Consider the following 24,838-nt stretch of genomic DNA (forward strand, 5'->3'; position numbering starts at 1 on the left):
ATGTCGCAAGACTATTGATCAGTCCAACGAATGTTTCTAATGTCAGATATCAATTGCTCTTATGGATGATCCATCATGTCCGCTCCGCTCGATATCGATCAGCTCCACACTTTCATCGCCATTGTCGATACGGGCAGCTTTACCAAGGCGGCCGACCGGGTGTTCAAGACGCAGTCGGCGGTCTCCATGCAGATGCGCAGACTGGAAGAGCGGCTCGGCAAGCAGCTTTTCGCCAAGGACGGACGAGGCAACAGGCTGACCGCTGAAGGCGAGAAGCTGATGCATTATGCCCGCCGGATCATTCGCCTCAACAACGAGGCGGTCGCAGCCTTCGACGACAACCGGCTGGAAGGCACGCTTCGCATCGGCACGCCGGACGATTATGCCGACCGCTACATGCCAGAGATCATCGGGCGCTTTGCCAAGACCCATCCCAATGTCGAGCTCTATATCGTCTGCGAGCCGTCGATCAGCCTTGCCGAAAAGATGGCACGCGGCGAACTCGACATCGCGCTCGTGACGCATAACCCACGGACGCGCGTGTCGGATATCGTCCGCACAGAGCCACTCTGCTGGGTGACATCCGCAAACCATCCACTGCGTGACGATGCGCCCGTGCCGCTTGCCGTTGGGCGACGCGACTGCCACTGGCGGCAGCTTGCCTGCTCGGCTCTCGATGCCGACGGGCGCGACTATCAGGTCCTCTTTACCAGTTGGTCTTCGACCGTGATCGCTGCTGCAGTTCTTGCCGGCATGGCCGTCTCGGTTCTCCCGGAATCGACGCTTCGGACCGGCATGCGGGTGCTGACCTCCGCTGACGGCTTCCCACCTCTACCGCCGGTACAGATCGGCCTGATGAAGCGTCCGGGCCTGTCGCCCTCGCTGGTCAATGCCATCACCGATCATATTACCGCCTGCCTCGACAACATCACACTGGGCCCTGTCCCGGAGGATATGGACTCGCGGGTGAAGATGCTGCCTGGCATGCAGAAGCTCAAAGCCAACTATATCGCGCCGGGCTGGTAATTTCGCTCCGCCCGTCCTCGTTCAATAGTTTCATCTTTCCGTAGGAAGCGGAGGGTGATAGGAAAAACCTATCATGCTCACACTTCGACAAATGCGATATTTCGACGCCTTGGCGCGCACCCTGCACTTCGGCAAGGCTGCGGCCGAAGCACATATCAGCCAGCCGGCGCTTTCCGTGCAAATCATGGATATGGAAGAGCATCTCGGCGTCAAGCTGGTGGAACGCAGCCGCGGTGACATCACCATCACGCCGAAGGGCGAGGAGGTGCTGCAGCATGTGCGGGCCATTCTTCTGGAGGTGGAGCGGCTGGAAGACGCCGCGCGCAAGACCTCAGGCGCGCTGGAAGGGCTGGTGCGGATCGGGATCATTCCGACCATCGCGCCCTATCTCGTTCCCAAGCTCGTGCCGCATCTGCGCGCCCACCACGCTCTGGTCGAGATCGAACTGAAGGAGACCGTCACCGACCGTCTTCTCTCGGATCTCGCGGCACGCAAGCTGGATGCGGTAATTGCTGCCATCCCAGTGGTCGGCGAAGGATTGGAGACGTGCCACCTTTTCACCGATCGCTTCTTCATGGCGACCGCAAAGAGCGACGACAAGGTGCTGGTCTCTCCCGTCAATGAAGGCCAGGTTGACATGGACCGGCTGCTCCTTCTTGAGGAAGGCCACTGCCTTCGCGATCAGGCCCTGGCGGTCTGCGATGCGGCGGGAAAGCGCAGCCTTGTCAATTACGGCGCAACCTCGATGGCGACGCTGCTGCAGATGGTGTCCCATGACATGGGAATGACGCTGATCCCGGAGATTGCCATTCCGACCGAGACGATGCGCAATAATCTTCGCATCGTTCCTTTTGCCGATCCGGCCCCTGCACGAGAGATCGGTCTCGTTTGGCGCATGGCCAGCGGCCGTAAAGGCGACATCGCCGCCCTTGCGGATGCCATCAGGCAATGTATCCGTTAGATCTGACGTCCTATTCCAGCGCGAGCCAGATTAAGAGCCAGCCCCACATCAAGACGAGCGCGACGAAGCCGGTAATGAAAGCCGGGCCACGGTAGCGCAGACGGTTACTGGTGACGTGAATGTAGGAATGGAAGACCCGCGACAGAACGAAAATCCAGCCGAGCACGACGGTGACAATATTGTCCGCATCGGTGATGTAGAGCAGCAAACATGCCGCGTGGAAGAGCATCGGCAGTTCGAACTGGTTGGCGATGTTCTTGTTGACCAGCTTGCTCTCGGGCGCTTCTTCGCCAGCATCGCGGAAGCGGCGTACCGCATCGCCATCGACAAAGGTGAATTTCTTTCGGCGATACGCCAGCAGACCATATAGCCAGAAGACGAGAAAGGCATGAGCAATCATTGGCCAGAACATTGCGCTCGTCGTGGACATGCGGCGTTTCTCCTTCTTACAAAAAGACGCTCCCCGAACCGGGTTCGGAGAGCGTGACATCATCTTTATCGTCTATTCGCAGGAAACGGAATATCAAACAGCGCCGGGATAGTTCGGGCTCTCGCGGGTAATCGTGACGTCGTGGGCGTGGCTTTCACGCAGGCCTGCACCGGAGATGCGCACGAACGTCGCGCGTTCCTGGAAGTCCTTGATCGTTCCACCGCCGACGTAACCCATGGCCGCCTTCAGACCGCCGGCAAGCTGGTGCAACACGCCGGAGACCGGACCCTTGTAAGGAACCTGACCTTCGATGCCTTCCGGAACAAGCTTCAGCGTATCGCGCACTTCCGCCTGGAAGTAACGGTCTGCCGAGCCGCGGGCCATGGCGCCAACCGAGCCCATGCCACGATAGGCCTTGAAGGAGCGACCCTGATAGAGGAACACTTCGCCTGGGCTTTCATCCGTACCGGCCAGCAGCGAGCCGATCATCACGGCGGATGCGCCAGCTGCGATTGCCTTGGCAAGATCGCCGGAGAACTTGATCCCGCCATCGGCAATGACGGGGATATCTGCCGCCTGCGCCGCTTCGACAGCGGACATGATGGCCGCAAGCTGCGGAACGCCGACACCGGCGACGATGCGCGTGGTGCAGATCGAGCCCGGGCCGATACCGACCTTGACGGCATCCGCACCGGCGTCGATCAGTGCCTTTGTGCCCGCCGACGTCGCGACGTTACCAGCTATGACGCGAACCGAGTTCGACATCTTCTTGACGTGGCTCACCGCATCGAGAACACGCTGCGAATGCCCGTGCGCGGTATCGACGACCAGAACGTCAACACCCACCGCAATCAGACGCTCGGCGCGCTCGATGGCATCGTCGCCCACGCTGATGGCGGCAGCGGCACGCAGGCGACCCTGCGCATCCTTGGTGGCGTTCGGGTTCAGCTGCGACTTCTCGATATCCTTCACGGTGATGAGGCCGACGCAGTTGCCCTTGCCATCAACGACCAGCAGCTTTTCGATGCGGTGCTTATGCAGAAGATGGCGGGCTTCCTGCTGATCGACGCTGCTTTCCTTGACGGTGACGAGATTTTCACGCGTCATCAACTCATAGATTTTCTGGCCCGGATCGGAGGCAAAACGCACGTCGCGGTTGGTCAGAATGCCGACGAGGCGGCCAACCTTATGCCCGCCGCTGCCACCATTTTCGACAACCGGAATACCGGAAATGCCATGCGCCTTCATCAGTGACTGGGCTTCGGCCAGTGTCGCATCCGGGCCAATCGTGACGGGGTTGACGACCATGCCGCTTTCGAACTTCTTGACCTGGCGGACCTCTTCGGCCTGCTCGACCGGCGTCAGGTTGCGGTGAATGACGCCGATGCCGCCGGCCTGCGCCATGGCAATTGCCAGACGGCTTTCGGTAACGGTGTCCATTGCCGAAGAGAGAATGGGAAGGTTGAGCTCGATATCATGCGCGATACGTGTCGCGATGTTCGTCTGGCCGGGCATGACTTCAGAATGCCCCGGCTGGAGGAGCACGTCGTCGAACGTCAGCGCGTCGAGACCAGTGGGAGTTTCAATGATGCGTGCCATGGCCAAATTCCTTCATTATGAAATGCATGGCCGATCCGGAACGAATGTTCACCCCGGCGGTCCTGCAAAGGATTGCTTGGAAGTTGGCGAGGGCTGGTAACACGGTTATGACGGGAAGGGAATAGAAAAAACCCTGAAAGCTGTGCAATGCACCATAGAGCGACGAGCCGCGATGGTGTCGCCGCGGCTCGAAATGCTTGTGATCATAGATTACGGGTCAGATATCGAACTGGTAGGACTTCGGCACGAACCTATATCCGGTATCGAGTTTTTCCGCGTAACCGACAGATGGGAACGGCATGTGGTAGCCGAGGAAGGCGACGCGGTCTGTCGCGACCATGTCGAAAACCTTTTTGCGCGTCGCGGCAGCCGCCGCCTTGTCCATATCGAAGCGCACCTCCCACTCCGGACGCTGCAGCGACAGCACGAAGTGGTTTGCGGTGTCGGCCGTCAGGATCAACCGCTTGCCGCCGGACTCGACATTGAAGATCATATGGCCCGGAGAGTGACCGAAGGCGGCAATCGCATTGATGCCAGGCACGACGTCAGCACCATCCCCAATGAAGGTCGCCTTTTCCGCCAGTGGCTTCACATTGGCAAGCACCGCCTTATGACCATTTTCGGCAGGCGTGCCGACACGCTTTTCGTCGGTCCAGAAGTCGTATTCTTTCTGGCCGAAGACGTAGCGTGCCTTCGGGAAGGCCGGCTTGCCCTTCTCCATCAGGCCGCCAATATGGTCGCCGTGCATATGGGTCAGAACCACAACGGTCACGTCATCCGGCGTATAACCGGCCGCGGCCAGTCCTTCGAGAAGCCGCCCATTGCCGGATTCACGACCCTGCTCGCCAAAGCCGGTGTCGAACAACACGAGGTCGGAGCCTGTGTTGATCAAGGCGGGCGAGAAGCTGTTGACGAATTGATCCGTCGGCAAAAAGTTCTTCTGCAGCAGCTCGCCGACGGCTTCGGGGCTCTGGTTCGTACCAAAAGTTTCACCGGGCTTGCCGGAAGGACGCGCACCGTCCTTGACGACCAGAACTTCAAAGTCTCCAAGCTTGAAACGGTTGGTTTCGGGCGGCATTGCGTGGTTGATCTCCATGGACGTCTGGGGCTGTGTTGTCTGGGCACTTGCTGCGCCGCTGAGCACGAAGGGGGCCACGGCTCCGGCGCCTGCCGTACCGAGCAGCACGCGCCGGCTGATGTTCATCCTGTCCGTCATGACTATCTCCACTTGTTGGGGTACCAAGGGGCTTAACGAGCATCTGCGGCATTCGGTTCATTAGCAGTTCCTCACAGCGTCGTGAGGAGGACAACGGCCCTTTTCTTGCCAAATGTTTAGTTGGCAAGTGATCGATGCGGGAGTAGTAAGTGCTCCGAACTTTGTCGATGCGGGGTGGGCCGCAGTCAAGCCATGAACAGAATCATTCCGCTTATCCTCGCCGTCGCCCTTTTCATGGAGCAGATGGACTCGACCGTAATCGCCACGGCTTTGCCGGCGATTGCGAGGGATCTGAATGTCGGCCCGATCACGCTGAAGCTCGCGCTGACCGCCTATATGGTGTCGCTTGCCATCTTCATTCCGATCAGCGGCTGGATGGCGGACAAGTTCGGCGCGAAGAAGATTTTCCGCTTTGCCATCGCGGTCTTCGTCATCGGCTCCATCTGCTGTGCGGTGTCCGGTTCGGTCGTGGAATTCGTCGTCTCACGCTTCCTGCAGGGTATCGGCGGCGCGATGATGACACCTGTCGGTCGCCTCGTTTTGTTGCGCACCACCAAGCGCACCGATCTCGTTTCGGCCATGGCGTTGCTGACCATTCCGGCGCTCGTCGGACCGCTGACCGGTCCACCCATCGGCGGCTTCATCACCACCTATTTTTCCTGGCACTGGATTTTCCTGATCAACGTCCCGATCGGCGTGATCGGCATCTGGCTTTCGACGATCTATCTTCCGGAGATCGAGACCACCAATCCACCGCCCATGGACTTTCTCGGCTTCATCCTGTCCGGCCTTGCCGCATCCGGCGTGGTGTTCGGCTTTTCGGTGGTCAGTCTACCCGCTCTACCCCCCTTCGTCGGCATTGCAGCGATTATCATCGGCTTCATCTGCGGCGCGCTTTACGTGCGTCACGCCAAAATCCACCCGGCGCCGATCCTGGATTTCAAGATTTTCCGCAATGCCACATTCCGCACAGCCTCCATCAGCGGAACGGTCTTTCGCATCTCGACAGGCGCCATTCCCTTCCTGATGCCATTGATGTTGCAGATCGGTTTTGGCCTCAACCCGTTTCAGTCGGGCATGATTACCTTTGCCGGGGCGATCGGCGCCATCACCACCAAGTTCATGGCGCGCCGTGTCTTTGCCGCGACCGGCTTCAAAGCGACTTTGATCAGTGCTGGCGTGGTCGGTGCCTGCACGACGGTCGTGAATAGTTTCTTCACGCCGCAGACGCCCTATTCGCTGATCATGATCTGCCTGGTTGTCGCCGGCTTTGCCCGCTCGTTCTTCTTCACCGGCACGAATGCGCTGAGCTACTCCGATATCGATGACCATCAGGCGAGCCAAGCCACATCCATGGCCTCCGTGTTGCAGCAGATCAGCCTGGCGCTTGGTGTCGCTTTCGCCGCGACGATTCTGGAAGTCAGCAGCTACTTTTCCGGCGGCCATCTCCAGCTTGCCGATTTCCATCTCGCCTTCGTGGTGGTGGCGCTGGTCTCGCTGTTTGCCACCCTGCCGCTGATTGCGATGGATAGGGGTGCCGGCGCTGAGGTTTCCGGCCATAGAGGCAAGGCCACACAGCCGGCTGAGTAATCTTATTCGGGGGTTCTATTCGTCGGGCGCTTCAGCCGGGACTGCCTTGCGGCCCTTGAAGTGCTTGGCAAGCAGGAACATTTCCACCGATTCAGAGCGCGACGAGGCGGGCTTGATGTGAAGGACCTGCTTGAAGTTCTGCTTGAGCATGTCCAGCAACTGCTTCTCCGTGCCGCCCTGGAAGGTCTTGGCGAGGAAATGCCCGCCTTCTGCCAGAACCTGAACGGCGAAATCGGCCGCGACTTCGCACAGATGCATCGTGCGAATATGGTCGGTCTTCTGGTGGCCGGTTGTAGGTGCCGCCATATCGGACAGAACGAGATCGGGCGTACCGCCAACAGCTTCCATCAGAAGATCAGGCGCATTTGGATCGAGGAAGTCGAGCTGCAGGATTTTTACACCGGGAATCGGATCGAGTTCGAGGAAGTCGATCGCCGCAACGCGGATATCGTCTTCGGTTGAATCCGTCACCTTGGCGGCAATCTGGGACCAGCTGCCGGGAGCGGCACCCAGGTCGATGATGCGGTGCGCATCTTTGAGGATCTGATGCTTGTCGTTGATTTCCAGAAGCTTGAAGGCCGCGCGGGCGCGGTAGCCTTCCAGCTTGGCGCGCTGCACATAGGGGTCGTTGATATGCCGCTCCAGCCAACGGCGGGACGATGCCTTCAGCTTCGTCTTCTTCACCTTCTGGCCGATCTTGCGTCCGGTACGGTTGGTGCTCGTGGGCGCCTTGCTCATATCAACCCTTCCGCTCTGTTTTGCCCTGCGTCTGGGCACGGCGTATCTTGTTGCGGCGCCATGCGCCATCATCTGCCATCATATCGGTCAACAGGCCTTCACGCAGCCCACGATCTGCCACCCGCATGCGCCGCGCAGGCCAGCGCCTGCGGATCGCTTCCAGAATGGCGCAACCGGCAAGAACGAGGTCCGCACGATCCGGCCCAATACAGGCATTGGCGGCGCGTCCGGCAAAATCCCAGGCGAGCAACTTGGTCTGCATGGCCGTGACCTCGGCATCCGACAGCCATAGCCCATCGACCTTGCGGCGATCGTAGCGCGGCAGATCAAGGTGGACACCGGCAAGCGTCGTCACCGTGCCGGAGGTGCCGATCAGATGAAAATCATCGAGTGTGGACTGGTCAGACAGTGGCGGGCAGTGGAACGCATCGAGCAGGCCTTCGACTTCCGTCACCATGGCCTCGAAAATCGCTGGTGTCACATCGCGACCGCCGTGGCGCTCCGAGAGCGTCACCACGCCAACAGGAAGCGAGGTCCAATGGGTGATGTGGTTGGCAAGCCGGTTTGAGCGGTTTTCATTCAGCCGAATGACCGCGATTTCCGATGAGCCGCCGCCGATATCGAAGAGGACGACGGAGCGAGCTTCGCGTCCGACAAGCGATGAACAACCGGAGACAGCAAGGCGCGCTTCCGTCTCACGGCTGATGATTTCAAGATCAAGGCCGGTCTCACGCGTCACACGGGCAAGAAATTCTTCGCCGTTGGCAGCCGCGCGGCAGGCCTCGGTCGCAATCAGCCGCATGCGGCGAATGGGCCGTCCCGCAAGCTTTGCCGCGCAGACCTTCAGCGCTTCGACAGCACGATCCATCGCATCATCCGATAGTCGTCCGGTCGACACCAAGCCCTCGCCAAGGCGCACGATCCGCGAGAAGGCATCCACCACGCGGAATTGGCCCGGTCGCGTCGGCTGCGCTATCAGAAGGCGGCAATTGTTTGTACCAAGGTCGAGCGCCGCATACATATCGGAACTGGGCTCGAAGGCCTCCCGACCGGCGCCGTGCCGCGAATGTGCAAAGCCTGCGGGCTCCACGACGACCGCTGCGCCATTGGCTCCCTGGCCATTTTGCTTGGCCGCAGGCCGCGGCGCATGGCTTGGGACCAGTGGCCTGCCCTGCGGATCACGGTGCGGGCGCTTGCGATTGCGCGTTTTTCTTTTGCTGGATGGTTGCTGCTCAGGGCGCGTCGATAGGTCCGGCTTCTGACCTTCTGCCACAATGCCTGGAGGTGTTTTCTGAGCGCCCTGCCCGCCGGAACGCCTGCGGCGCTTGCGCTTGCGCGGCTCTGCTCCAGGCTCGATACTGCCTGGGGGTGGAGGCTCCTGACGGGAGTCGGCAACAAGCAGTTGCGGCAAAGCAGAAGCGGAACGGTTCTTGCCGCCTCGCTTGCCCTTGCCACGACGGGAACGCTTCGCCTTCCCTTTTTCTGCCACCGACGCCCCTGGTTCCGACGGCTTTACGCCGTTGCCGGGGTCAATCACTGTTTTTTCCATTCCGCCGCGCAAAGGCCTAAAGGCATGCCGCTGGCGTCTATAAGGTTACGTTGGCGTGACCTTACCAGTATGTGACATTCTAGCCAACCGATTTTTGGCCGCGCGAGAGATCGCACACGCCATTGCAGATAGGGGTAGCCAGTTTTTAATGGGGAGATCGAAAAGAGAAAGTTCTCTTCTCCCCGCAAGTCGGTGTGACGAAATGACTGACGGGGAGAAGAGAATGGTACGGTTGAGTGGGGTCGAACCACCGACCTCAGGTGCCACAAACCTGCGCTCTAACCAACTGAGCTACAACCGCACAAGAGACGCTTGCGCGTCACGGGGCTCACATACGGGGAGTTTTTCCCTTTTGCAAGTCCTTCTCTAATTTTTGCGAAAAAACATATAGAAAGCAAGCGCGTTTTCCCATGGTCATCCAGCACCCGGATCGGCGGCGTTCCGGTCCACGTGATATTAACTCTATTTCCCAATTCCCTCAGGCGATTATGGACCCGGCGGCCCTGTGAAGTTATTTAAGATTCTGTTAACGTCACGCCGATGCAGGCTGTGTGGTGCCTCATGAGGAGGCCGTGCGGCAGCGAAGGTCACGTAGTGCCAAAGTAGGTTCCGACATGCCCGCCGTTCAATACCCGTTTATCGACATAGCCGTGCATGAGCGCGTTCGGGAGAAATTCGCCAAGGGTGAAGCGCTTGCGCTGTTCTCGATGGACCTCAAAAGCGCGCTCTGGGCAAATGGACGGGGTGCCGCTCTTTTCGGCACGCCGATGATCTACGATTTCATCGAGCATGGGCCGAAAGCGCAGGATGTGACCTTCCGTCAGGTGGCTGGTGCTGCGAGCCGGCTGCAGAAGATTGGCGATCGCCAACAATTCATGATCCGCGTTCCGTCTGGCTTTCGCAGCGTTGCCGTCTCTGCCGCCCTCGAAGTGATCGAAGTCGAGCGGCAGCAGCCGGTGCTTCTCTTCTCCGCTATGTTGGATCAATCCGGCCTGTCATTGGAAGAACGCGCCTGGAGGATGATCGAAGGATTCGATGATCCCGATATTCATATGGCCGTGATGGATGAGAGCGGCGCGATTATTGCTGCCTCTGGCAAATTCGCTAATCTTGAAATTGCACCGCAGACCGCCAGGACTTTAATATCGATGGCGGCGCGCCATGCCAGCAAGCTGGTGAAGCGCCCTGTTCCAACAGGCAAGGGCTACCTCCCTGCCGCGACCGCGCAACTGACGCAGGAGCCCGTTCTCAATCTCGTTTTCGTCGTTGAGACCGCGCTCGGCAGACTCGATCCCTCCTCCGAGTTCATCGAGGAGCGCCCTGAAACAAAGGCTGTCCCTGTCGAAGAACAGGCTGAGTTGGCGCACAAGCCATCGCAGCAACTGGCGTTCGAAAGCGTTCTCGACGCGGTCGCTCAGATCGAAGAGACGGATGAGGAGCAGCAAGAGGCGGACGAGCACGGCGTTGCAGAGGCTATCTCGAACGAGGACCAGTCTGTTTTCCTAGCCTATAAGCAGGATACGGACGAGGAGCTCGAAACAGTTGAGGCGCTTTCGCCTGCAGACGATTTTCTTTTGGTAGACGAAAAAAAGCCGGCAGCGGTTTCGACACCAGACGAAGAGCCCAGCTATAGCGCCACGGCCGATAACACCGAGGACGCACAAAGCCTGGAAGACGGTACGTCCGAGGCACAGGAAGCGCATTTCCCGGAGGCCGCCGAGCCCCAGGCCCTGACGATTGACACGCACGAGCCAGCCGACGAACCGGCATCCCCGTCGCCTTTCGTGTTCAATCCGAATGGCCGGGCAAGCCGTTTCGTCTGGAAGATCGATGCTGCTGGTTGCTTCAGTTCCATTTCGCATGAGTTTGCCGAAGCCGTGGGGCCCAAGGCTGCGGCGGTCGAAGGGATGAGCTTTTCCGACCTTGCTGCCCTCTTCAACCTCGATCCGGAAGGCAAGATCGCCGAACTCTTGAAGCGCCGCGACACATGGTCGGGCAAGACGATCTACTGGCCTGTGGAGGGCACGTCCCTCGCCGTGCCGATCGATCTTGCCGCCCTTCCAACCTATACCCGGGCGCGTGAATTCGACGGTTTCCGTGGTTTTGGCATCGTGCGGATCGCCGATGCGGTGGAAGACCCACATGCGGCAGGCCTCGTGCTGGCGGGAGAGAGCCATCCCGACGACGAGCTAACGATTGCCGAGGACCAGCAGGATGACGCGGCGGCGGTAGAGCCCGATGTTTCCGATGACGCCACCCCGGCCAATGTCGAAGAACCAGTTCCGTTCTCCTTCGTGGATGAGGATGAGGCAAAGGCAGAGGCCGACGCGGTTGAGACGGACGTGCTCGAAACGGATTCCGTGCCGGAAGAGACGCAGCCGCAGCGCTTCCACCAGCCGCCGGAACATGAGGTTCCGGTGTTGAAGATTGCCGAGAAGCCGGCTCAATCCTATTCCGACAAGGTCGTGCATATCGATGAACATCGCAATCGTCGCGACGGCCTGACGGCCAGCGAACAGGCGGCGTTTCGCGAAATCGGCCGGACCCTAAAGCCTGTCGAAGACGAGGAAGCGACGCCGGTTGTTTCTGAAGACTCGCCGTCGGACGATAGAGCCGAAGAGATTTCTGTCGAGGCGGAAGCAGAAGACGCTGTTGCGGCTGCCGTTGAGACAGAAGACGCCAAGGGTGAAGCCGACGAACCGGTTGTCGCCGCCGATGCCGTCGACGCCGATCAACCAGCCGCGCCGACCGAGGACGATGCATTTCACGCCTACACGCGTGGTGACGAGCCTGTGGCCTTTACCCATCCGCCCATCGGCACCCGCATGGAAGGCGGCCATGATGAGGACGAGGATGAGCACGACACCGCTGCTGCCGAGGAACCGGCCACGCAGGATGAGGACGTCGATCCCGCCATTGATGAGGAGGAGGTCGCGCTCGGACCTTCCACCCGTGTTTCAACTGGACTGACGCCGGAGACTGTCGACCAGATGCCGGTGGCGCTTCTCATCCACAGCGGCGATCGTCTGATCCATGCCAACCCCGAGTTCCTGCGCCTGACCGGCTATACGGATCTCGACGAATTGACAGCAGTAGGCGGTCTGGATGCGCTGCTGCAGCGGGAAGAATTGGACAATGTTTCCGAGCGCAGCGGCGGCATGGTCGCGGTGAGCGCCGAAAACGAACTCATTCCTGTGCGGGCAAAGCTGCAGTCGGTTCGTTGGGAGGAGGCAAGCGCCTTGATGCTATCGCTTATCCCGACCGAAACGGTACGAGATGCTGCGCCTGTTCACGCGGCTGATGTGACGGGCGAAGAGCCGACAACTGACAACGTAGAAGACTCCGACCGGATGAAGGGCGAGATCGAGGAGTTGCACTCCATTCTGGAGACGGCGACCGATGGCGTGGTCCTGCTGGACGAGGATGGCAGTATCCGTTCGCTCAACCGCTCGGCCAGCGCGCTCTTCAATTACGACAGTGCCGAAATCTCCAACAAGCCCTTCGTGACGCTGTTTGCGCATGAGAGCCAGCGGGCCGTGCTGGATTATCTTTCGGGCCTCGCCAATAATGGCGTGGCAAGCGTGCTGAACGACGGTCGCGAAGTGATCGGTCGTGAAGCCTCCGGCGGTTTCCTACCACTCTTCATGACGATCGGCCGGCTGAAATCCACCAATGGTTATTGCGTGGTGATCCGCGACATCACCCAGTGGAAGCGCACTGAGGAAGATTTGCGCAACGCCAAGCGCGCGGCAGAGACCGCGAATGCGCACAAGACCGACTTCCTGGCGCGTGTCAGCCATGAAATCCGCACGCCGCTCAACGCGATCATCGGCTTTGCCGATATGATGGCGACGGAGCGTTTCGGGCCGATCGGTCATCCGCGTTACATCGAATACTCCAACGACATCGTCCGCTCCGGTCGCCATGTCCTCGATATCGTCAACGATCTTCTGGATATCTCCAAAATCGAAGCCGGCCAGATGGATGTGGATTTCAAGGCGGTGGCGCTGAACGAAACCATCGCGGAAGCGGTCTCGCTGGTGCAGCCACAGGCGAACAACCAGCGCGTCATTATCCGGACTGCCTTGTCGCAATCGGTACCGCCGGTCGTTGCGGATCTGCGCTCGATCAAGCAGATCCTGCTCAACATTCTGTCGAATGCCATCAAGTTTACGCCGTCGGGCGGCCAGATCGTCGTGTCGACGGCCTATGAGCCGAATGGCAGCGTCGTGCTGCGGGTGCGCGATACCGGCATCGGCATGACGCGCTCGGAACTGGAGCAGGCAATGAAGCCATTCCGCCAGGTCTCGGCCTCCAGCAGCCGGGTTCGTGGCGATGGAACGGGTCTCGGCCTGCCATTGACGAAGGCGATGGTGGATGCCAACCGCGCCAACTTCTCCATCACCTCCACGCCGAATGAAGGAACGCTGGTGGAAATCAGCTTTCCATCGCAGCGGGTTCTTGCGAACTGATCGGCACAGCTGTTAGCAACATCCGTGGCCGCCACATACCGGTCACGGAAGGATAAACGCCTTGCATCCAGCTGAACATCCAACCGCCGCGTCGATGCGGGCAGGATCGCGCGTCAGCCTGCTGACGATTGCGGCCATGCTGCTTTCCGCGCTGGTCGCGATGCCGCTGATTGCCATTTTCGTCATCGCTCTGACGGGTGGCACCAACGGCTGGCAGCATCTTCTGGTCAACGTGCTGCCGCGGTCCGGCGCGCAGACGTTGCTTCTGCTCCTCATGACCGGCGCCTTTGCCACGATCACCGGTGTCTCGACGGCTTGGCTCGTGACCATGTTCGACTTTCCCTTCCGCCGGCTCCTTTCCTTTGCTCTGGTCCTGCCGCTGGCGATCCCATCCTATCTCGCAGCCTATGCCTTTGGTGAGTTTCTGGATTTTGCTGGCCCGGTGCAGAGCGGACTACGCGCGCTCTTCGGCTACCAGACCATTCGCGATTACTGGTTTCCCGATATTCGCTCGCTTGGCGGCGCCGTGCTCGTTCTGGGTTCGGTTCTTTATCCTTACATCTATCTCTCCACCCGCGCGGCCTTCGGGTTGCAGGGGCGGTTTGCGGCTGATGCTGCGAGGACGCTTGGTGTCGGCCCTTTGCGCCTGTTTCTCTCCGTCCAACTGCCGATGGCGCGCCCTGCAATCATTATTGGCCTCGCATTGGTGATGATGGAGACGCTGAACGATATCGGCGCGGTGGAGTATCTCGGCGTGCATACGCTGACCTTCACCATTTACGAGACGTGGCTCAATCGCGGCAATCTCGCTGGCGCGACACAGATCGCCGCCTGCCTCGTGGTGATCGTTGCGGCTTTGATCGTGATCGAGCGGAGAGCCCGCAGGCGACAGCGTTTTGCAGCCGGTAAAGCGACAGCGATGCATCAGCGCTCCGCGAGAGTGCCCCTTTCACCAGCCCGTGGGTGGCTCTCGACGCTTGTCTGCGCCCTGCCCTTCTTGTCCGGCTTTGCGATCCCCGTCCTCGTGCTCGGTAGCTACGCTCTCAAACGGCTGAACGGGCTTGCCGATCCCAAACTCCTCAAGGCGCTGCTTCACAGTCTGGAAGTCTCGCTACCAGTGGCGGTGATCACTTTATTCGGCGGTTTTCTCCTGGCATATGCCCAGCGGGAGCGCCCCTCATGGCCGACGCGCTTTGCCGTGCGCGTGGGCTCGCTTGGTTACGGTATACCGGGCACCGTGCTTGCCATCGGGGTTTTGCTTCCGCTTGCCGGTCTCGACAATGCGGTGGATGGGATAATGCGGAGCCATCTTGGCATCTCCACCGGGCTTCTTTTGTCCGGCACCGCCTTTGCGATCATCTATGCGCATAGCGTGCGCTTCATGACGCTTGCGGAAGGCACGGTCGACGCGGGATTCCAAAAACTGTCGCCCCATCTCGACATGGCATCACGCACACTTGGCCGGACCCGGCTCCAGACGCTGGTCGGCGTGTTGCTGCCCAATATCCGACCCGCCGCGATTACGGCATCGCTGCTGGTGTTCATCGAGTCGCTGAAGGAACTTCCGGCCACCATCATGCTGCGGCCATTCAATTTCAACACGCTGTCGACGATGGTCTATGAAAGTGCGTCGCGCTCCCGCGTGCAGGATGCAGCGCTTCCCGCGCTCGTCATCATTGTGGCCGGGCTGGTGCCTGTCATCCTCGTCTCACATTCGCTGGACGGTGACGCTTAAAGTGTTCTTGCTTTTCCGCATCGTGCATTCCGAAAAGTCGCGTTCGATTTCCGGGCTGATGCTCAAAAAAAAGAGGCAGCTGACGCTGCCACTAAATTTGTGCTTTCAACGAGAGTAGGATCGAAAATACATCATGTCTTTTTGGAGCCACCGGCTCTCCATCCCGTCATCGAATGGACCCGCGTTGGATTCATTTTTGGACAATTCACTTTAAGAGAAGGTTAAAACCGCATCCCACCTTTGACGGGCGACAATTCCTATCGGTCGTCAAGCGATGGCTAAATCCGGGGCGCGATTTCCCGCATCATCCGCCCCAACACTCAGTTCTGAAGCGCTGCGATACCTTCGAAAAGGGCAAGCGCCTCTGGATTGGCAAGCGCTTCCTTGTTCTTGACTGGCCGTCCATGGACCACATCGCGAACCGCCAGTTCAACGATCTTGCCGGATTTCGTTCGGGGGATATCGGCCACCGCGATGATCTTCGCCGGAACGTGACGAGGCGATGCTCCCGTTCTGATGCGGTTCTTAATGCGTGAGATCAGCGCATCATCCAGGCTTGCACCCTCCTTGAGGCGAACGAACAGCACGACGCGCACATCGCCATCCCAATCCTGCCCGATGCAGAGCGCTTCCAGCACCTCGTCGATCGTCTCCACCTGATTGTAGATCTCCGCCGTACCGATGCGCACGCCGCCGGGGTTCAGCGTGGCATCCGAGCGCCCGTGAATGATCAGCCCGCCATGCACCGTCCATTCAGCGAAGTCGCCGTGGCACCAGACATTGTCGAAGCGGCCGAAATAGGCCGCACGATACTTTTCACCATCCGGATCGTTCCAGAACATGATGGGCTGGCAGGGAAAGGGTGCGGTGCAGACGAGCTCGCCCTTCTCGCCACGAACCGGCTTGCCCTCATCATCCCAGACATCCACCGCAAGACCGAGGCCCGGCCCCTGGATCTCGCCTTTCCAAACCGGCTTCACCGGATTGCCGAGCACGAAGCAGGAGACGATATCGGTCCCGCCCGAGATTGAGGCAAGCTGGACGTCGCTCTTGATGCCGTCATAGACGAAGGAGAAGCCTTCCGGCGATAGCGGCGACCCGGTGGAGGTCACGAGCCTCAGCGCCGAAAGATCATGGGTCTTACCCGGTTCCAGACCGGCCTTGCGCACCGCATCGATATATTTGGCCGATGTGCCGAAGACGGCAAAGCCCTCTTGTTCTGCATAGTCGAGGAGAACAGTGCCATCCGGCGCGAATGGCGAACCGTCGTAAAGGCAGAGCGTCGCGCCCGAAGCAAGGCCCGTCACCAGCCAGTTCCACATCATCCAGCCGCAGGTGGTGAAATAGAAGAAGCGCTCGCCCTCTATCAACTCGCAGTGAAAGCGATGCTCTTTCAGGTGCTGGAGCAGCGTTCCGCCAGCCGAATGGACGATGCATTTGGGAACGCCGGTGGTGCCTGAGGAGAAGAGGATATAGAGCGGATGGCTGAACGGATGGCGGACGTAAGTCAACGGTCTGGCCTGGAATGGCTGAATGACATCATCATAGTGGAGAATGCCGGCTTCATTCTCCTGGTCGGTCTGCGTGGTTCCCGCATAGGGCACCAGCAGTAGCGGAACGCCGAGTTTTTCGGCAGCCGCCTTGGCCTTGTCCGCCACCGCCTGCCGCTTGCCATTATACCAATAGCCATCGCAGGCGATGAAGAGTTTCGGTCCGATCTGCCCAAAACGATCCAAGACGCCCTGTTCGCCAAAATCGGGCGAGCAGGAGGACCAGACGGCGCCGAGCGATGTGGCAGCCAGCATCAGCGCCACGGTCTGCGGCATGTTCGGCATCATCGCGGCAATGCGATCGCCAGCTTCTATGCCCCTCTCGACGAAAGCCTGCTGCAAGCGTGAGACCTCTTCGCGAAGTCGATCCCAGGACCAGCGCGCCTCGACCTTATCTTCACCGCGGAAGATAAGCGCATCCTCCGATCCGCTGCGGCTCAGCAGATTTTCAGCGAAGTTCAGCTCCGCATCCGGGAAGAACCGCGCGTGGAGCATGTCATCACGGTCGATGAGAACGCGTTCCCCCGCCTCTCCGATCACGCCGCAATAGGTCCACACCGCACTCCAGAAATCTTCGCGCGCTTCTACAGACCAGCGGTGGAAGGCGTCATAATCGGCAAAGTGTACGCCATAGCGGCTGGCGCACCAGTCGATGAAGTGCGTCATGGGCGAGTGCGCGATACGCTCAGCCGACGGTGTCCAAAGTGGGTTGGTGTCAGTCACGGTGGCCTCCTCCTGCCCCCAAATCTACTCAGCCTTTTGCAGCGGCGTGCTCATCCCTCATGCGCTGGAGTTCGCTCCGCTTGGAGGTGATGGACGCGCAGATCACCCCGATCGTGACGAGGCCAATCAGGATCGTGCAGACGGCGTTGATCTCCGGCGTAACCCCAAGACGAACCTGGGAGTAAATCTTGATCGGCAATGTGGTGGCGCCCGGTCCCGTGGTGAAACTTGCGATGACCAGATCGTCGAGCGACAGGGTAAAGGCCAGCATCCAGCCAGCGACGACAGCTGGCATGATCAAGGGCAGAGTGATGCGGAAGAAGGTCTTGACCGGGGGGCAGCCGAGATCGAGCGCCGCTTCCTCAAGGCTGCGATCGAAGGTCAGAAGCCTGGACTGCACGACGATCGCGACATAGCACATGGTGAAGGTCGTGTGGGCGATGACGACCGTCCAGAAGCCGCGATCCACCCCGATGGAAACAAAGAGCAGCAGCAGCGACAGGCCGGTAATGACCTCCGGCATGACGAGCGGCGCATAGATCATGCCGGAGAAGAGGACCCGTCCCGGGAAGCGGGCAAAGCGTGTCAGCGAAAGTGCGGCTAACGTTCCAAGAATGGTGCCGATGGTAGCGCTCAGCACACCGACGCGCAGCGTGATCCATGCGGCGTCCATCAGGCCCTCATTCGACCACATGGACTGATACCAGTGCAGCGAAAATCCGCCCCAGACCGTCACCAGCTTGGAGGCATTGAAGGAATAGATCACCAGAATGAGGATCGGGATATAGAGGAAGGAGAAGCAGATGGTCAGGATCGTGGTGTCGAACTTGCCGCGTTTCATGGCTCAACCCACCTTTTTCTGCTGGTTCTGGAAGATGGCGATCGGCACCACCAGCAGGAGGAGCAGGATGACGGCCACCGCCGAGGCGAGCGGCCAGTCGCGGTTGCCGAAAAACTCCGTCCACAGCGTCTTGCCGATCATGAGTGTCTGAGCGCCGCCGAGAAGATCGGGAATGACAAACTCGCCGGTGATCGGAATAAAGCAGATCATCGAGCCCGCCACGACACCCGGAAGCGACAGGGGGAAGGTGATCTTCCAGAAGGCCTTCCAAGGCGGGCAGCCAAGATCGGCAGCGGCTTCCAACAATGTGTTGTCGAGCTTTTCCAGCGCCGAATAGAGCGGCAGCACCATGAAGGGAAGATAGGAATAGACGATACCGATGAAGACGGAGGTCTCGGTGCGGAAAATGTTGACCTGCTCGTCAGGGCCGAGAAGGCCGAGCGACTGAAACAGCACCGTCAGCAGCCCCTCCGGCTTCAAAATGCCGATCCAAGCGTAGACGCGGATGAGAAATGACGTCCAGAACGGAAGGATGACGAGCATGACCAGCGTTGGGCGGACGTGGCTCGGGGCGCGCGCCATAGCAAGCGCCATGGGATATCCGACAAGAAGGAGCAGCACCGTTGAAATGACGGCGATCCGCAGCGACGACAGATAGGCTTCGATGTAAAGGGGGTCTTCAGTCAGGAAGATATAGTTGTCGAAATCGAGCTGAGAGAAGAACTCGCCGATCCGGCTGAAACCCTCGAAGACCGGCACGTAGGGCGGCATGGCGATCGCGGTATCGGAGAGCGAGATCTTCACAATGATGAAGAAAGGCGCTGCGAAGAACAAGAACAGCCAAAAATAAGGAACGGCCACCACCAGCCATTGCAGTGGGTTCCGGCGGTTTTCAGGAGAAGGGATCGCCATTTGTCGCTCTCCTATCGCGTCAGAACCAGGCCGGAATCGGATTTCCAGGTGAGCCAGACCTTGTCATCGAAGGTAATGGGGCGATCGACCAGGCGCGAGACATTGGCCTGGGCGGCACGCATGACGCGGCCATCATCGAGCTTGACGATGAAGATGGAGAAATCTCCCAAATAGCCGATATCCCAAACCTCGCCATGTGCGACATTTACCGTTTCATCGGCCGGCGCGTCGAGCGAGATGCGGACCTTCTCCGGTCGAACGGCAAAGGCCACCTGGCTGCCGACAGCGGCCTGGCATTCCTGCTCCACCGTCACCTTCAGACCTTCGCAATCCAGCACGACCTGAGCGGGCTTGCCGTTTGCAGGCGTCTTGCTCTCGACCTTTGCCTCGAAAATATTGATATCGCCGATGAAGTCGGCCACGTAGCGACTGTTCGGCGCCTCGTAGATTTCGGCAGGCGTTGCGACCTGCACGACGATGCCCTTGTCCATCACCGCAATACGGTCCGAGACGGTCATCGCCTCCTCCTGGTCGTGGGTGACGATCAGGAAGGTGAGGCCGAGCGTCTGCTGCAGATCCATGATTTCGAACTGGGTTTCTTCGCGCAGCTTCTTGTCGAGAGCGCCGAGCGGCTCATCGAGGAGCAATACCTTGGGGCGCTTGGCGAGCGATCGGGCAAGTGCCACGCGCTGACGCTGACCGCCGGAAAGCTGGCTTGGTTTGCGTTTGGCAAACTCGGTAAGCTTGACGAGGCGCAGCATCTCCGCGACGCGGTTTGCGATATCAGCTTTCGGCAGACCGTCCTGCTCCAGACCAAAGGCGATGTTCTTTTCCACCGACATGTGGGGGAACAGCGCATAGGACTGGAACATCATATTGGTCGGACGCTTATAGGGAGGCACGCCGGAAATGTCTTTTCCCTGCAGCAGAATACGCCCCGAGGTCGGCTCCTCGAAGCCCGCCAGCATGCGCATCAGCGTGGTCTTGCCGCATCCCGATGGCCCGAGCAGAGAAAAGAATTCGCGCTCGTAAATATCCAGCGTCAGATTGTCGACGGCGGTGAAATCACCAAATCGCTTGGTCACGTTTTCGAACCGGATGAAAGGGACCGAGGATGGATCTGTCCAGGGAGAGAATTTGCGTTTTACCGGGCCGAGTGATTTCGCCATGACCTGCTCTGTTTGATTGCGAGAGTGCCGAACGTGAAAGGGGCAGACTGTCACCGCCTGCCCCTTTGTTCAAATCCGATCAGGTGCCGGTCTTTATCTGTGTCCAGACTCGGTTCAAAACGCGCTGTTCACGCGGCCCATAGGGCGAGATGGTGAAGAGCTTCTTCATCGTCGCCTCGTCTGGATAAACGGAAGGATTCTTCGCAACCGCCGGGTTCATCAGCGCCTGGGACGCAAGATTACCGTTGGCATATTGAACAAAGTCAGAAGCCTTCGCAGCCACGTCCGGCTTCATCATATAGTTGATGAAGGCATGCGCCTCTTCAACATTCTTGGCATCGGCCGGAATGGCGAAGGAGTCCATCCAGATATAGGTGCCTTCCTTCGGGATGACGTAGTTGACCTCCACGCCGTTCTTGGCTTCCCCGGCACGGGTCTTGGCCTGCAGCACGTCACCGGACCAGCCGATGGTGATGCAGCTATCGCCATTGGCAAGCTCATCGATATAGGCGGAGGAATTGAACGTCTTCACATAGGGACGGATCGCCTTGTAGACATCGCCGCCAGCTTCCAGATCGGCGGTCTCCTTGCTGTCCGGGTTCTTGCCCAAATAGTTCATGGCAATTGCAAAGGTCTCGTCCGATGCGTCGAGAATGTTGATGCCGCAGGACTGCAGCTTCTTTGCGTTTTCCGGCTTGAACAGAATGTCCCAGCTATCCACCTTCACGTCACCGAGAGCCGCCTTCACCTTGGCGACATTGTAGCCGATGCCGGTCGTGCCCCACATGTAGTTGACGGCGTATTCGTTGCCGGGGTCGTATTGCGCCAGACGCGTGGTAATTTCCGGCCACATGTTCTTCAGGTTCGGAAGCTTGGACTTGTCGAGCTTCTGATACACGCCCGCCTTGATCTGGCGTGCGAGGAAAGGCGATGTGGGGGCCACGACATCATAGCCGGAATTTCCCGCCAAGAGCTTCGTTTCCAGAACTTCATTGCCGTCATAAACGTCGTAGACGACCTTGATGCCAGTCTCCTTGGTAAAGTCCTCAAGGATCGAAGGGTCGATATAGTCGGACCAGTTATAGACGTGCACGACCTTTTCCTGGGCAAAGGCAGCGCCGGCAGAGAGAACGGCCGTGGCAAAAGCCAGGGTGAAACGAAGCGATCGATAACTCATGATTTCTCCTGATGTGGCGCATGACGAGAAACTGCGCAAACCCCTTTGTTTTGGCAGAGACTAAGAAGGAAAATCAGCCTCCGCAAGCAGAAATGTGCAGTGCGAAAATTTCAGGCAGATGACATCTCGACGCGGCGGTCGTAGGCCTGCGCAAAAGCCCAGCATCGCGCGTCTTTCGTGCCAAGTTATTGAAAATCGAAGACGCTGAGGCCCGTCACCATTTCATCGAGACCGAGCGGGCGTGTCAGCGGCGCCTCCGCTCGCGACAGGCAGCCCTGTCTTTCGCACGACCTGCAAGACGGTCCGATGGCAACTCCACTGGCCGAAGCTGAGAGCGCTTCGCCATAGACGATATCCTTCGCGTGCGCCGTTTCTGTCACGATCATCAAAGCCGTACGGCGCACCCGTTCCCCGAAACCGGCCTGAGGTCCTTCGAGCGTGCGTGAGATGGTGATGTAGGAAGCGCCGTCCGGCATTTGTGCGCTCTCCACCAGTATCTGCCCGGGCTGGGCGAAGGCCGCATGAATATTGAGCCTAGGACAGAGACCACCAAATTTCGCCTGCGGAAAGCCCTGCGCGCCGGCCTTTCGAAAGCGGTTCCCGGCACTGTCGGTTTCCATCATGAAGAAGGGAACTGCCGACGATCCAGGCTTTGCCAATGAGACAAGACGATTGGCTGCCTGTTCGAAAGAGACGTTGAAGCGCGCGCGCAGCACATCGATATCGTAGCGCGCCCGCTGGGCCGCAGCCAGATAGGCAGCATAGGGCATCATCAAAGCGTGGGCGGCATAGCGCGCGAGTTCAAAACGAGCGATGCGCTTTGCCTCTTCATTTGAAAGCGCGAGCGCCTCCAGCTCCTGCGAGATTTCATCCGTCAGCGCGAGCAAAGACACTTCCATCGCCAGTTCCCGAAGCTGGTCATGCATCGACAGCCGTTCGGACAGAAACAGGCGCATGGAGTGCCGGTCATACCGACGGCGCAGATTCGGCATGACATGGACCGGGAGGCTGCGCACGATGATGCCGTGGTTCTTCTGCAACCAGGATTTCAAAGCCGATGTCAGATCGTCGCTCGCTCCGAGTGCCGCATGGAAGCTCTCCGCCGCGCCATCCAGAAGAGCGAAATGGGCAGGCCTGCTTTCGAATATCTGTCGGACCTCGTCGATCGGCAGGCGTGTGGCCGAGAGGGTGGTCTGATGACCCTCGCGCGCCAGCAGGTCGGAGAGATCGCTAAGGCGCTTGGCCTGTTCGCTATAGGCCCGGTAGAGCTTGACCACGCCCATGGCGGCGTTGGGTGCGGCTTCGGCCACTTCGACAAGTTCCTGTGGCGAGGGAATTTCCCCTGCCAGCAGCGGATCGGCGAAGATCTCCCGCAACTGGCTGGCGGTGCCGCCGCTTTCCCCCTGCAGATCGTCGAGATCGACCTTGTAGACGGAGGCGAGTTTCAGAAGCAGCTGCACCGTCAAGGGACGCTGGTTGCGCTCGATCAGATTGAGATAGGAGGGGGAGATTGACAGCGCTTCCGCCATGGCGGTCTGGGTTAGGCCCAAGCCGTTTCGCACCCGGCGCACGCGCGGCCCTGCAAAGATCTTGGTTTCCGCCATCATCACTCCCCTTTGACAAAAGCTCACAAAAGATGAGAGCTCTTCCCTTTTACAAATTTACATTTTTACAAAGACATTCTGTCAAAGACGATACAGCATAACCCGTTTCAAGTCACTGTTTTTCCTTTTTATCTAGCCACGGAAAACCAATAAATGTAAATTCAGTCACATCAGATCGCTGTTATCGATCCAAAGCAGAAGCAGCGGGAAGTGACAGCACACAGACATGGGAGAGAGATGTGACTGATTTTTACAAGCTTGTTCCAAATGCTCCGAAGGGACGCTTCGACGGCATCGAGCGCACCTACACGGCGGACGATGTTTTAAAGCTGCGCGGCTCGGTCGATATCCGCTATTCGCTGGCCGAAATGGGCGCCGACCGCCTTTGGAAGTTGATCAACGAAGAAAGCTTCGTCAATGCACTCGGTGCGCTTTCCGGCAACCAGGCCATGCAGATGGTTCGCGCCGGTCTGAAAGCCATCTATCTTTCGGGTTGGCAGGTTGCGGCAGACGCAAACACCGCATCCGCCATGTATCCTGACCAGTCGCTCTATCCGGCGAATGCCGCACCCGAACTTGCCAAGCGCATCAACCGCACGCTTCAGCGCGCCGACCAGATCGAAACTGCCGAAGGCAAAGGGCTTTCGGTCGACACATGGTTCGCGCCGATCGTTGCCGATGCCGAAGCCGGCTTCGGGGGTCCGCTCAACGCCTTCGAAATCATGAAGGCCTTCATCGAGGCGGGCGCGGCGGGCGTTCACTATGAGGACCAGCTAGCATCGGAAAAGAAGTGCGGCCATCTGGGCGGCAAGGTTCTGATCCCGACGGCGGCGCATATCCGTAACCTGACGGCAGCGCGTCTTGCGGCAGACGTCATGGGGGTTGCGACCCTTGTCATCGCCAGAACCGACGCTGAAGCGGCAAAGCTTCTGACATCCGATATCGACGAGCGGGATCGCCCCTTTGTCGATTACGATGCCGGTCGCACGGTTGAAGGTTTCTATCAGGTGAAGAACGGGCTGGAGCCCTGCATCGCCCGCGCCAATGCCTACGCGCCCTATTGCGATCTGATCTGGTGCGAAACATCCAAGCCGGATCTCGAGCAGGCCCGCAAGTTCGCCGAAGGTGTTCACAAGGTTCATCCAGGCAAGAAGCTTGCCTATAATTGCTCGCCATCCTTCAACTGGAAGAAGCACCTGGACGATGCGACGATTGCGAAGTTCCAGCATGAGTTGGGAGCGATGGGCTACAAGTTCCAGTTCATCACGCTTGCCGGTTTCCACCAGTTGAACTACGGCATGTTCGAACTGGCACGCGGCTACAAGGATCGCCAGATGGCAGCCTATTCGGAGCTTCAGGAAGCGGAATTTGCAGCCGAAATCAACGGCTACACCGCAACCAAGCACCAGCGCGAAGTCGGCACCGGCTATTTCGACGCCGTCTCCGTCGCGATTTCCGGCGGCACCTCATCCACCACCGCCATGAAGGAATCGACCGAGCACGACCAGTTCCGCCCGGCCGCAGAATAACATCCGAAGTATAAGAC

At 59.2% G+C, this 24,838-nt stretch carries 17 protein-coding genes and 1 tRNA gene; 6 read left to right on the forward strand and 12 right to left on the reverse strand.

Annotation, left to right across the window (positions count from 1 at the left end; translation table 11 throughout):
• Positions 1 to 75: 75 nt before the first annotated feature.
• Both AC07U5_RS12030 and AC07U5_RS12035 read left to right on the forward strand, forming a co-directional pair.
• Positions 76 to 1,026 (forward strand): LysR substrate-binding domain-containing protein, encoded by a 951-nt coding sequence (locus tag AC07U5_RS12030; protein ID WP_062426017.1) that lies wholly within the window; start codon positions 76 to 78, stop codon positions 1,024 to 1,026.
• Between the two features lie 73 nt (positions 1,027 to 1,099).
• Positions 1,100 to 1,987, forward strand: coding sequence for a hydrogen peroxide-inducible genes activator (locus AC07U5_RS12035; RefSeq protein WP_113178504.1), 888 nt, complete (start codon positions 1,100 to 1,102; stop codon positions 1,985 to 1,987).
• A gap of 10 nt (positions 1,988 to 1,997) precedes the next feature.
• On the opposite strand, the gene AC07U5_RS12040 is transcribed toward AC07U5_RS12035, so the two are convergent.
• The 3 genes from AC07U5_RS12040 to AC07U5_RS12050 all read right to left on the reverse strand — a co-directional run bounded on the left by AC07U5_RS12040 (position 1,998) and on the right by AC07U5_RS12050 (position 5,232).
• Entirely contained in the window at positions 1,998 to 2,399 is a 402-nt protein-coding gene (locus AC07U5_RS12040) for an MAPEG family protein (RefSeq protein WP_494723297.1), read from the reverse strand.
• 111 nt (positions 2,400 to 2,510) lie between these two features.
• Positions 2,511 to 4,016, reverse strand: coding sequence for an IMP dehydrogenase (gene guaB, locus AC07U5_RS12045; RefSeq protein ID WP_062426019.1), 1,506 nt, complete (start codon positions 4,014 to 4,016; stop codon positions 2,511 to 2,513).
• Between the two features lie 217 nt (positions 4,017 to 4,233).
• A complete protein-coding gene (locus AC07U5_RS12050; RefSeq protein ID WP_494723117.1) occupies positions 4,234 to 5,232 on the reverse strand; it encodes an MBL fold metallo-hydrolase in 999 nt (332 codons plus the stop codon).
• Between the two features lie 192 nt (positions 5,233 to 5,424).
• Here AC07U5_RS12050 and AC07U5_RS12055 point away from each other — a divergent pair, with 192 nt between their 5' ends.
• On the forward strand, positions 5,425 to 6,822 hold the full coding sequence (locus tag AC07U5_RS12055) for an MDR family MFS transporter (RefSeq protein WP_112955910.1): 1,398 nt from the start codon (positions 5,425 to 5,427) through the stop codon (positions 6,820 to 6,822).
• Positions 6,823 to 6,837: 15 nt separating this feature from the next.
• On the opposite strand, the gene AC07U5_RS12060 is transcribed toward AC07U5_RS12055, so the two are convergent.
• The 3 genes from AC07U5_RS12060 to AC07U5_RS12070 form a co-directional block, all read right to left on the reverse strand.
• The gene (locus AC07U5_RS12060) at positions 6,838 to 7,560 is read right to left on the reverse strand and encodes an RlmE family RNA methyltransferase (protein WP_494723118.1); all 723 of its coding nucleotides are present in this window, start codon (positions 7,558 to 7,560) and stop codon (positions 6,838 to 6,840) included.
• 1 nt (position 7,561) lies between these two features.
• Positions 7,562 to 9,109, reverse strand: a complete 1,548-nt coding sequence (locus AC07U5_RS12065; protein WP_494723119.1) for a Ppx/GppA phosphatase family protein — start codon at positions 9,107 to 9,109, stop codon at positions 7,562 to 7,564.
• A gap of 224 nt (positions 9,110 to 9,333) precedes the next feature.
• Positions 9,334 to 9,410: transfer RNA gene (locus AC07U5_RS12070), tRNA-His, on the reverse strand.
• Positions 9,411 to 9,723: 313 nt separating this feature from the next.
• On the opposite strand from AC07U5_RS12070, the gene AC07U5_RS12075 reads away from it, so the two are divergent.
• Together AC07U5_RS12075 and AC07U5_RS12080 are read left to right on the forward strand one after the other, a co-directional pair.
• Positions 9,724 to 13,581 carry an ATP-binding protein gene (locus AC07U5_RS12075; protein WP_494723120.1) on the forward strand — a complete coding sequence of 1,286 codons (3,858 nt, stop codon included), beginning with the start codon at positions 9,724 to 9,726 and terminating at the stop codon, positions 13,579 to 13,581.
• A gap of 94 nt (positions 13,582 to 13,675) precedes the next feature.
• Positions 13,676 to 15,316, forward strand: coding sequence for an ABC transporter permease (locus tag AC07U5_RS12080; protein ID WP_494723298.1), 1,641 nt, complete (start codon positions 13,676 to 13,678; stop codon positions 15,314 to 15,316).
• A 320-nt stretch (positions 15,317 to 15,636) separates the two neighbouring features.
• Here the strand turns inward: AC07U5_RS12080 and AC07U5_RS12085 are convergent, their stop codons facing one another.
• The 6 genes from AC07U5_RS12085 to AC07U5_RS12110 form a co-directional block, all read right to left on the reverse strand.
• On the reverse strand, positions 15,637 to 17,589 hold the full coding sequence (locus AC07U5_RS12085) for an acetoacetate--CoA ligase (protein ID WP_494723121.1): 1,953 nt from the start codon (positions 17,587 to 17,589) through the stop codon (positions 15,637 to 15,639).
• A 28-nt stretch (positions 17,590 to 17,617) separates the two neighbouring features.
• Positions 17,618 to 18,430 carry an ABC transporter permease gene (locus tag AC07U5_RS12090; RefSeq protein WP_112955902.1) on the reverse strand — a complete coding sequence of 271 codons (813 nt, stop codon included), beginning with the start codon at positions 18,428 to 18,430 and terminating at the stop codon, positions 17,618 to 17,620.
• 3 nt (positions 18,431 to 18,433) lie between these two features.
• Positions 18,434 to 19,342 (reverse strand): ABC transporter permease, encoded by a 909-nt coding sequence (locus AC07U5_RS12095; RefSeq protein ID WP_494723122.1) that lies wholly within the window; start codon positions 19,340 to 19,342, stop codon positions 18,434 to 18,436.
• A gap of 11 nt (positions 19,343 to 19,353) precedes the next feature.
• Positions 19,354 to 20,511, reverse strand: coding sequence for an ABC transporter ATP-binding protein (locus AC07U5_RS12100; RefSeq protein ID WP_494723123.1), 1,158 nt, complete (start codon positions 20,509 to 20,511; stop codon positions 19,354 to 19,356).
• Positions 20,512 to 20,590: 79 nt separating this feature from the next.
• Complete coding sequence (locus tag AC07U5_RS12105; protein ID WP_494723124.1) at positions 20,591 to 21,688, reverse strand: polyamine ABC transporter substrate-binding protein; 1,098 nt, start codon at positions 21,686 to 21,688, stop codon at positions 20,591 to 20,593.
• Positions 21,689 to 21,873: 185 nt separating this feature from the next.
• Positions 21,874 to 23,292, reverse strand: coding sequence for a helix-turn-helix domain-containing protein (locus AC07U5_RS12110; protein ID WP_494723125.1), 1,419 nt, complete (start codon positions 23,290 to 23,292; stop codon positions 21,874 to 21,876).
• Between the two features lie 239 nt (positions 23,293 to 23,531).
• Between AC07U5_RS12110 and aceA the strand changes: the two genes are divergently transcribed.
• Entirely contained in the window at positions 23,532 to 24,821 is a 1,290-nt protein-coding gene (gene aceA, locus AC07U5_RS12115) for an isocitrate lyase (protein WP_494723126.1), read from the forward strand.
• The last annotated feature ends 17 nt before the right edge of the window (positions 24,822 to 24,838 follow it).

The organism is Agrobacterium sp. GW821-FHT02D03 (genome assembly GCF_059421725.1).

Coding starts and splice junctions, on each gene's coding strand:
- AC07U5_RS12100 (WP_494723123.1), bottom strand. CDS start 20,511: ATGGCGAAATCACTCGGCCCGGTAAAACGCAAATTCTCTCCCTGGACA.
- AC07U5_RS12080 (WP_494723298.1), top strand. CDS start 13,676: ATGCGGGCAGGATCGCGCGTCAGCCTGCTGACGATTGCGGCCATGCTG.
- AC07U5_RS12040 (WP_494723297.1), bottom strand. CDS start 2,399: ATGTTCTGGCCAATGATTGCTCATGCCTTTCTCGTCTTCTGGCTATAT.
- AC07U5_RS12095 (WP_494723122.1), bottom strand. CDS start 19,342: ATGGCGATCCCTTCTCCTGAAAACCGCCGGAACCCACTGCAATGGCTG.
- AC07U5_RS12060 (WP_494723118.1), bottom strand. CDS start 7,560: ATGAGCAAGGCGCCCACGAGCACCAACCGTACCGGACGCAAGATCGGC.
- AC07U5_RS12030 (WP_062426017.1), top strand. CDS start 76: ATGTCCGCTCCGCTCGATATCGATCAGCTCCACACTTTCATCGCCATT.
- guaB (WP_062426019.1), bottom strand. CDS start 4,016: ATGGCACGCATCATTGAAACTCCCACTGGTCTCGACGCGCTGACGTTC.
- AC07U5_RS12035 (WP_113178504.1), top strand. CDS start 1,100: ATGCTCACACTTCGACAAATGCGATATTTCGACGCCTTGGCGCGCACC.
- AC07U5_RS12110 (WP_494723125.1), bottom strand. CDS start 23,292: ATGGCGGAAACCAAGATCTTTGCAGGGCCGCGCGTGCGCCGGGTGCGA.
- AC07U5_RS12055 (WP_112955910.1), top strand. CDS start 5,425: ATGAACAGAATCATTCCGCTTATCCTCGCCGTCGCCCTTTTCATGGAG.
- AC07U5_RS12075 (WP_494723120.1), top strand. CDS start 9,724: ATGCCCGCCGTTCAATACCCGTTTATCGACATAGCCGTGCATGAGCGC.
- AC07U5_RS12065 (WP_494723119.1), bottom strand. CDS start 9,109: ATGGAAAAAACAGTGATTGACCCCGGCAACGGCGTAAAGCCGTCGGAA.
- AC07U5_RS12105 (WP_494723124.1), bottom strand. CDS start 21,688: ATGAGTTATCGATCGCTTCGTTTCACCCTGGCTTTTGCCACGGCCGTT.
- AC07U5_RS12050 (WP_494723117.1), bottom strand. CDS start 5,232: ATGACGGACAGGATGAACATCAGCCGGCGCGTGCTGCTCGGTACGGCA.
- AC07U5_RS12090 (WP_112955902.1), bottom strand. CDS start 18,430: ATGAAACGCGGCAAGTTCGACACCACGATCCTGACCATCTGCTTCTCC.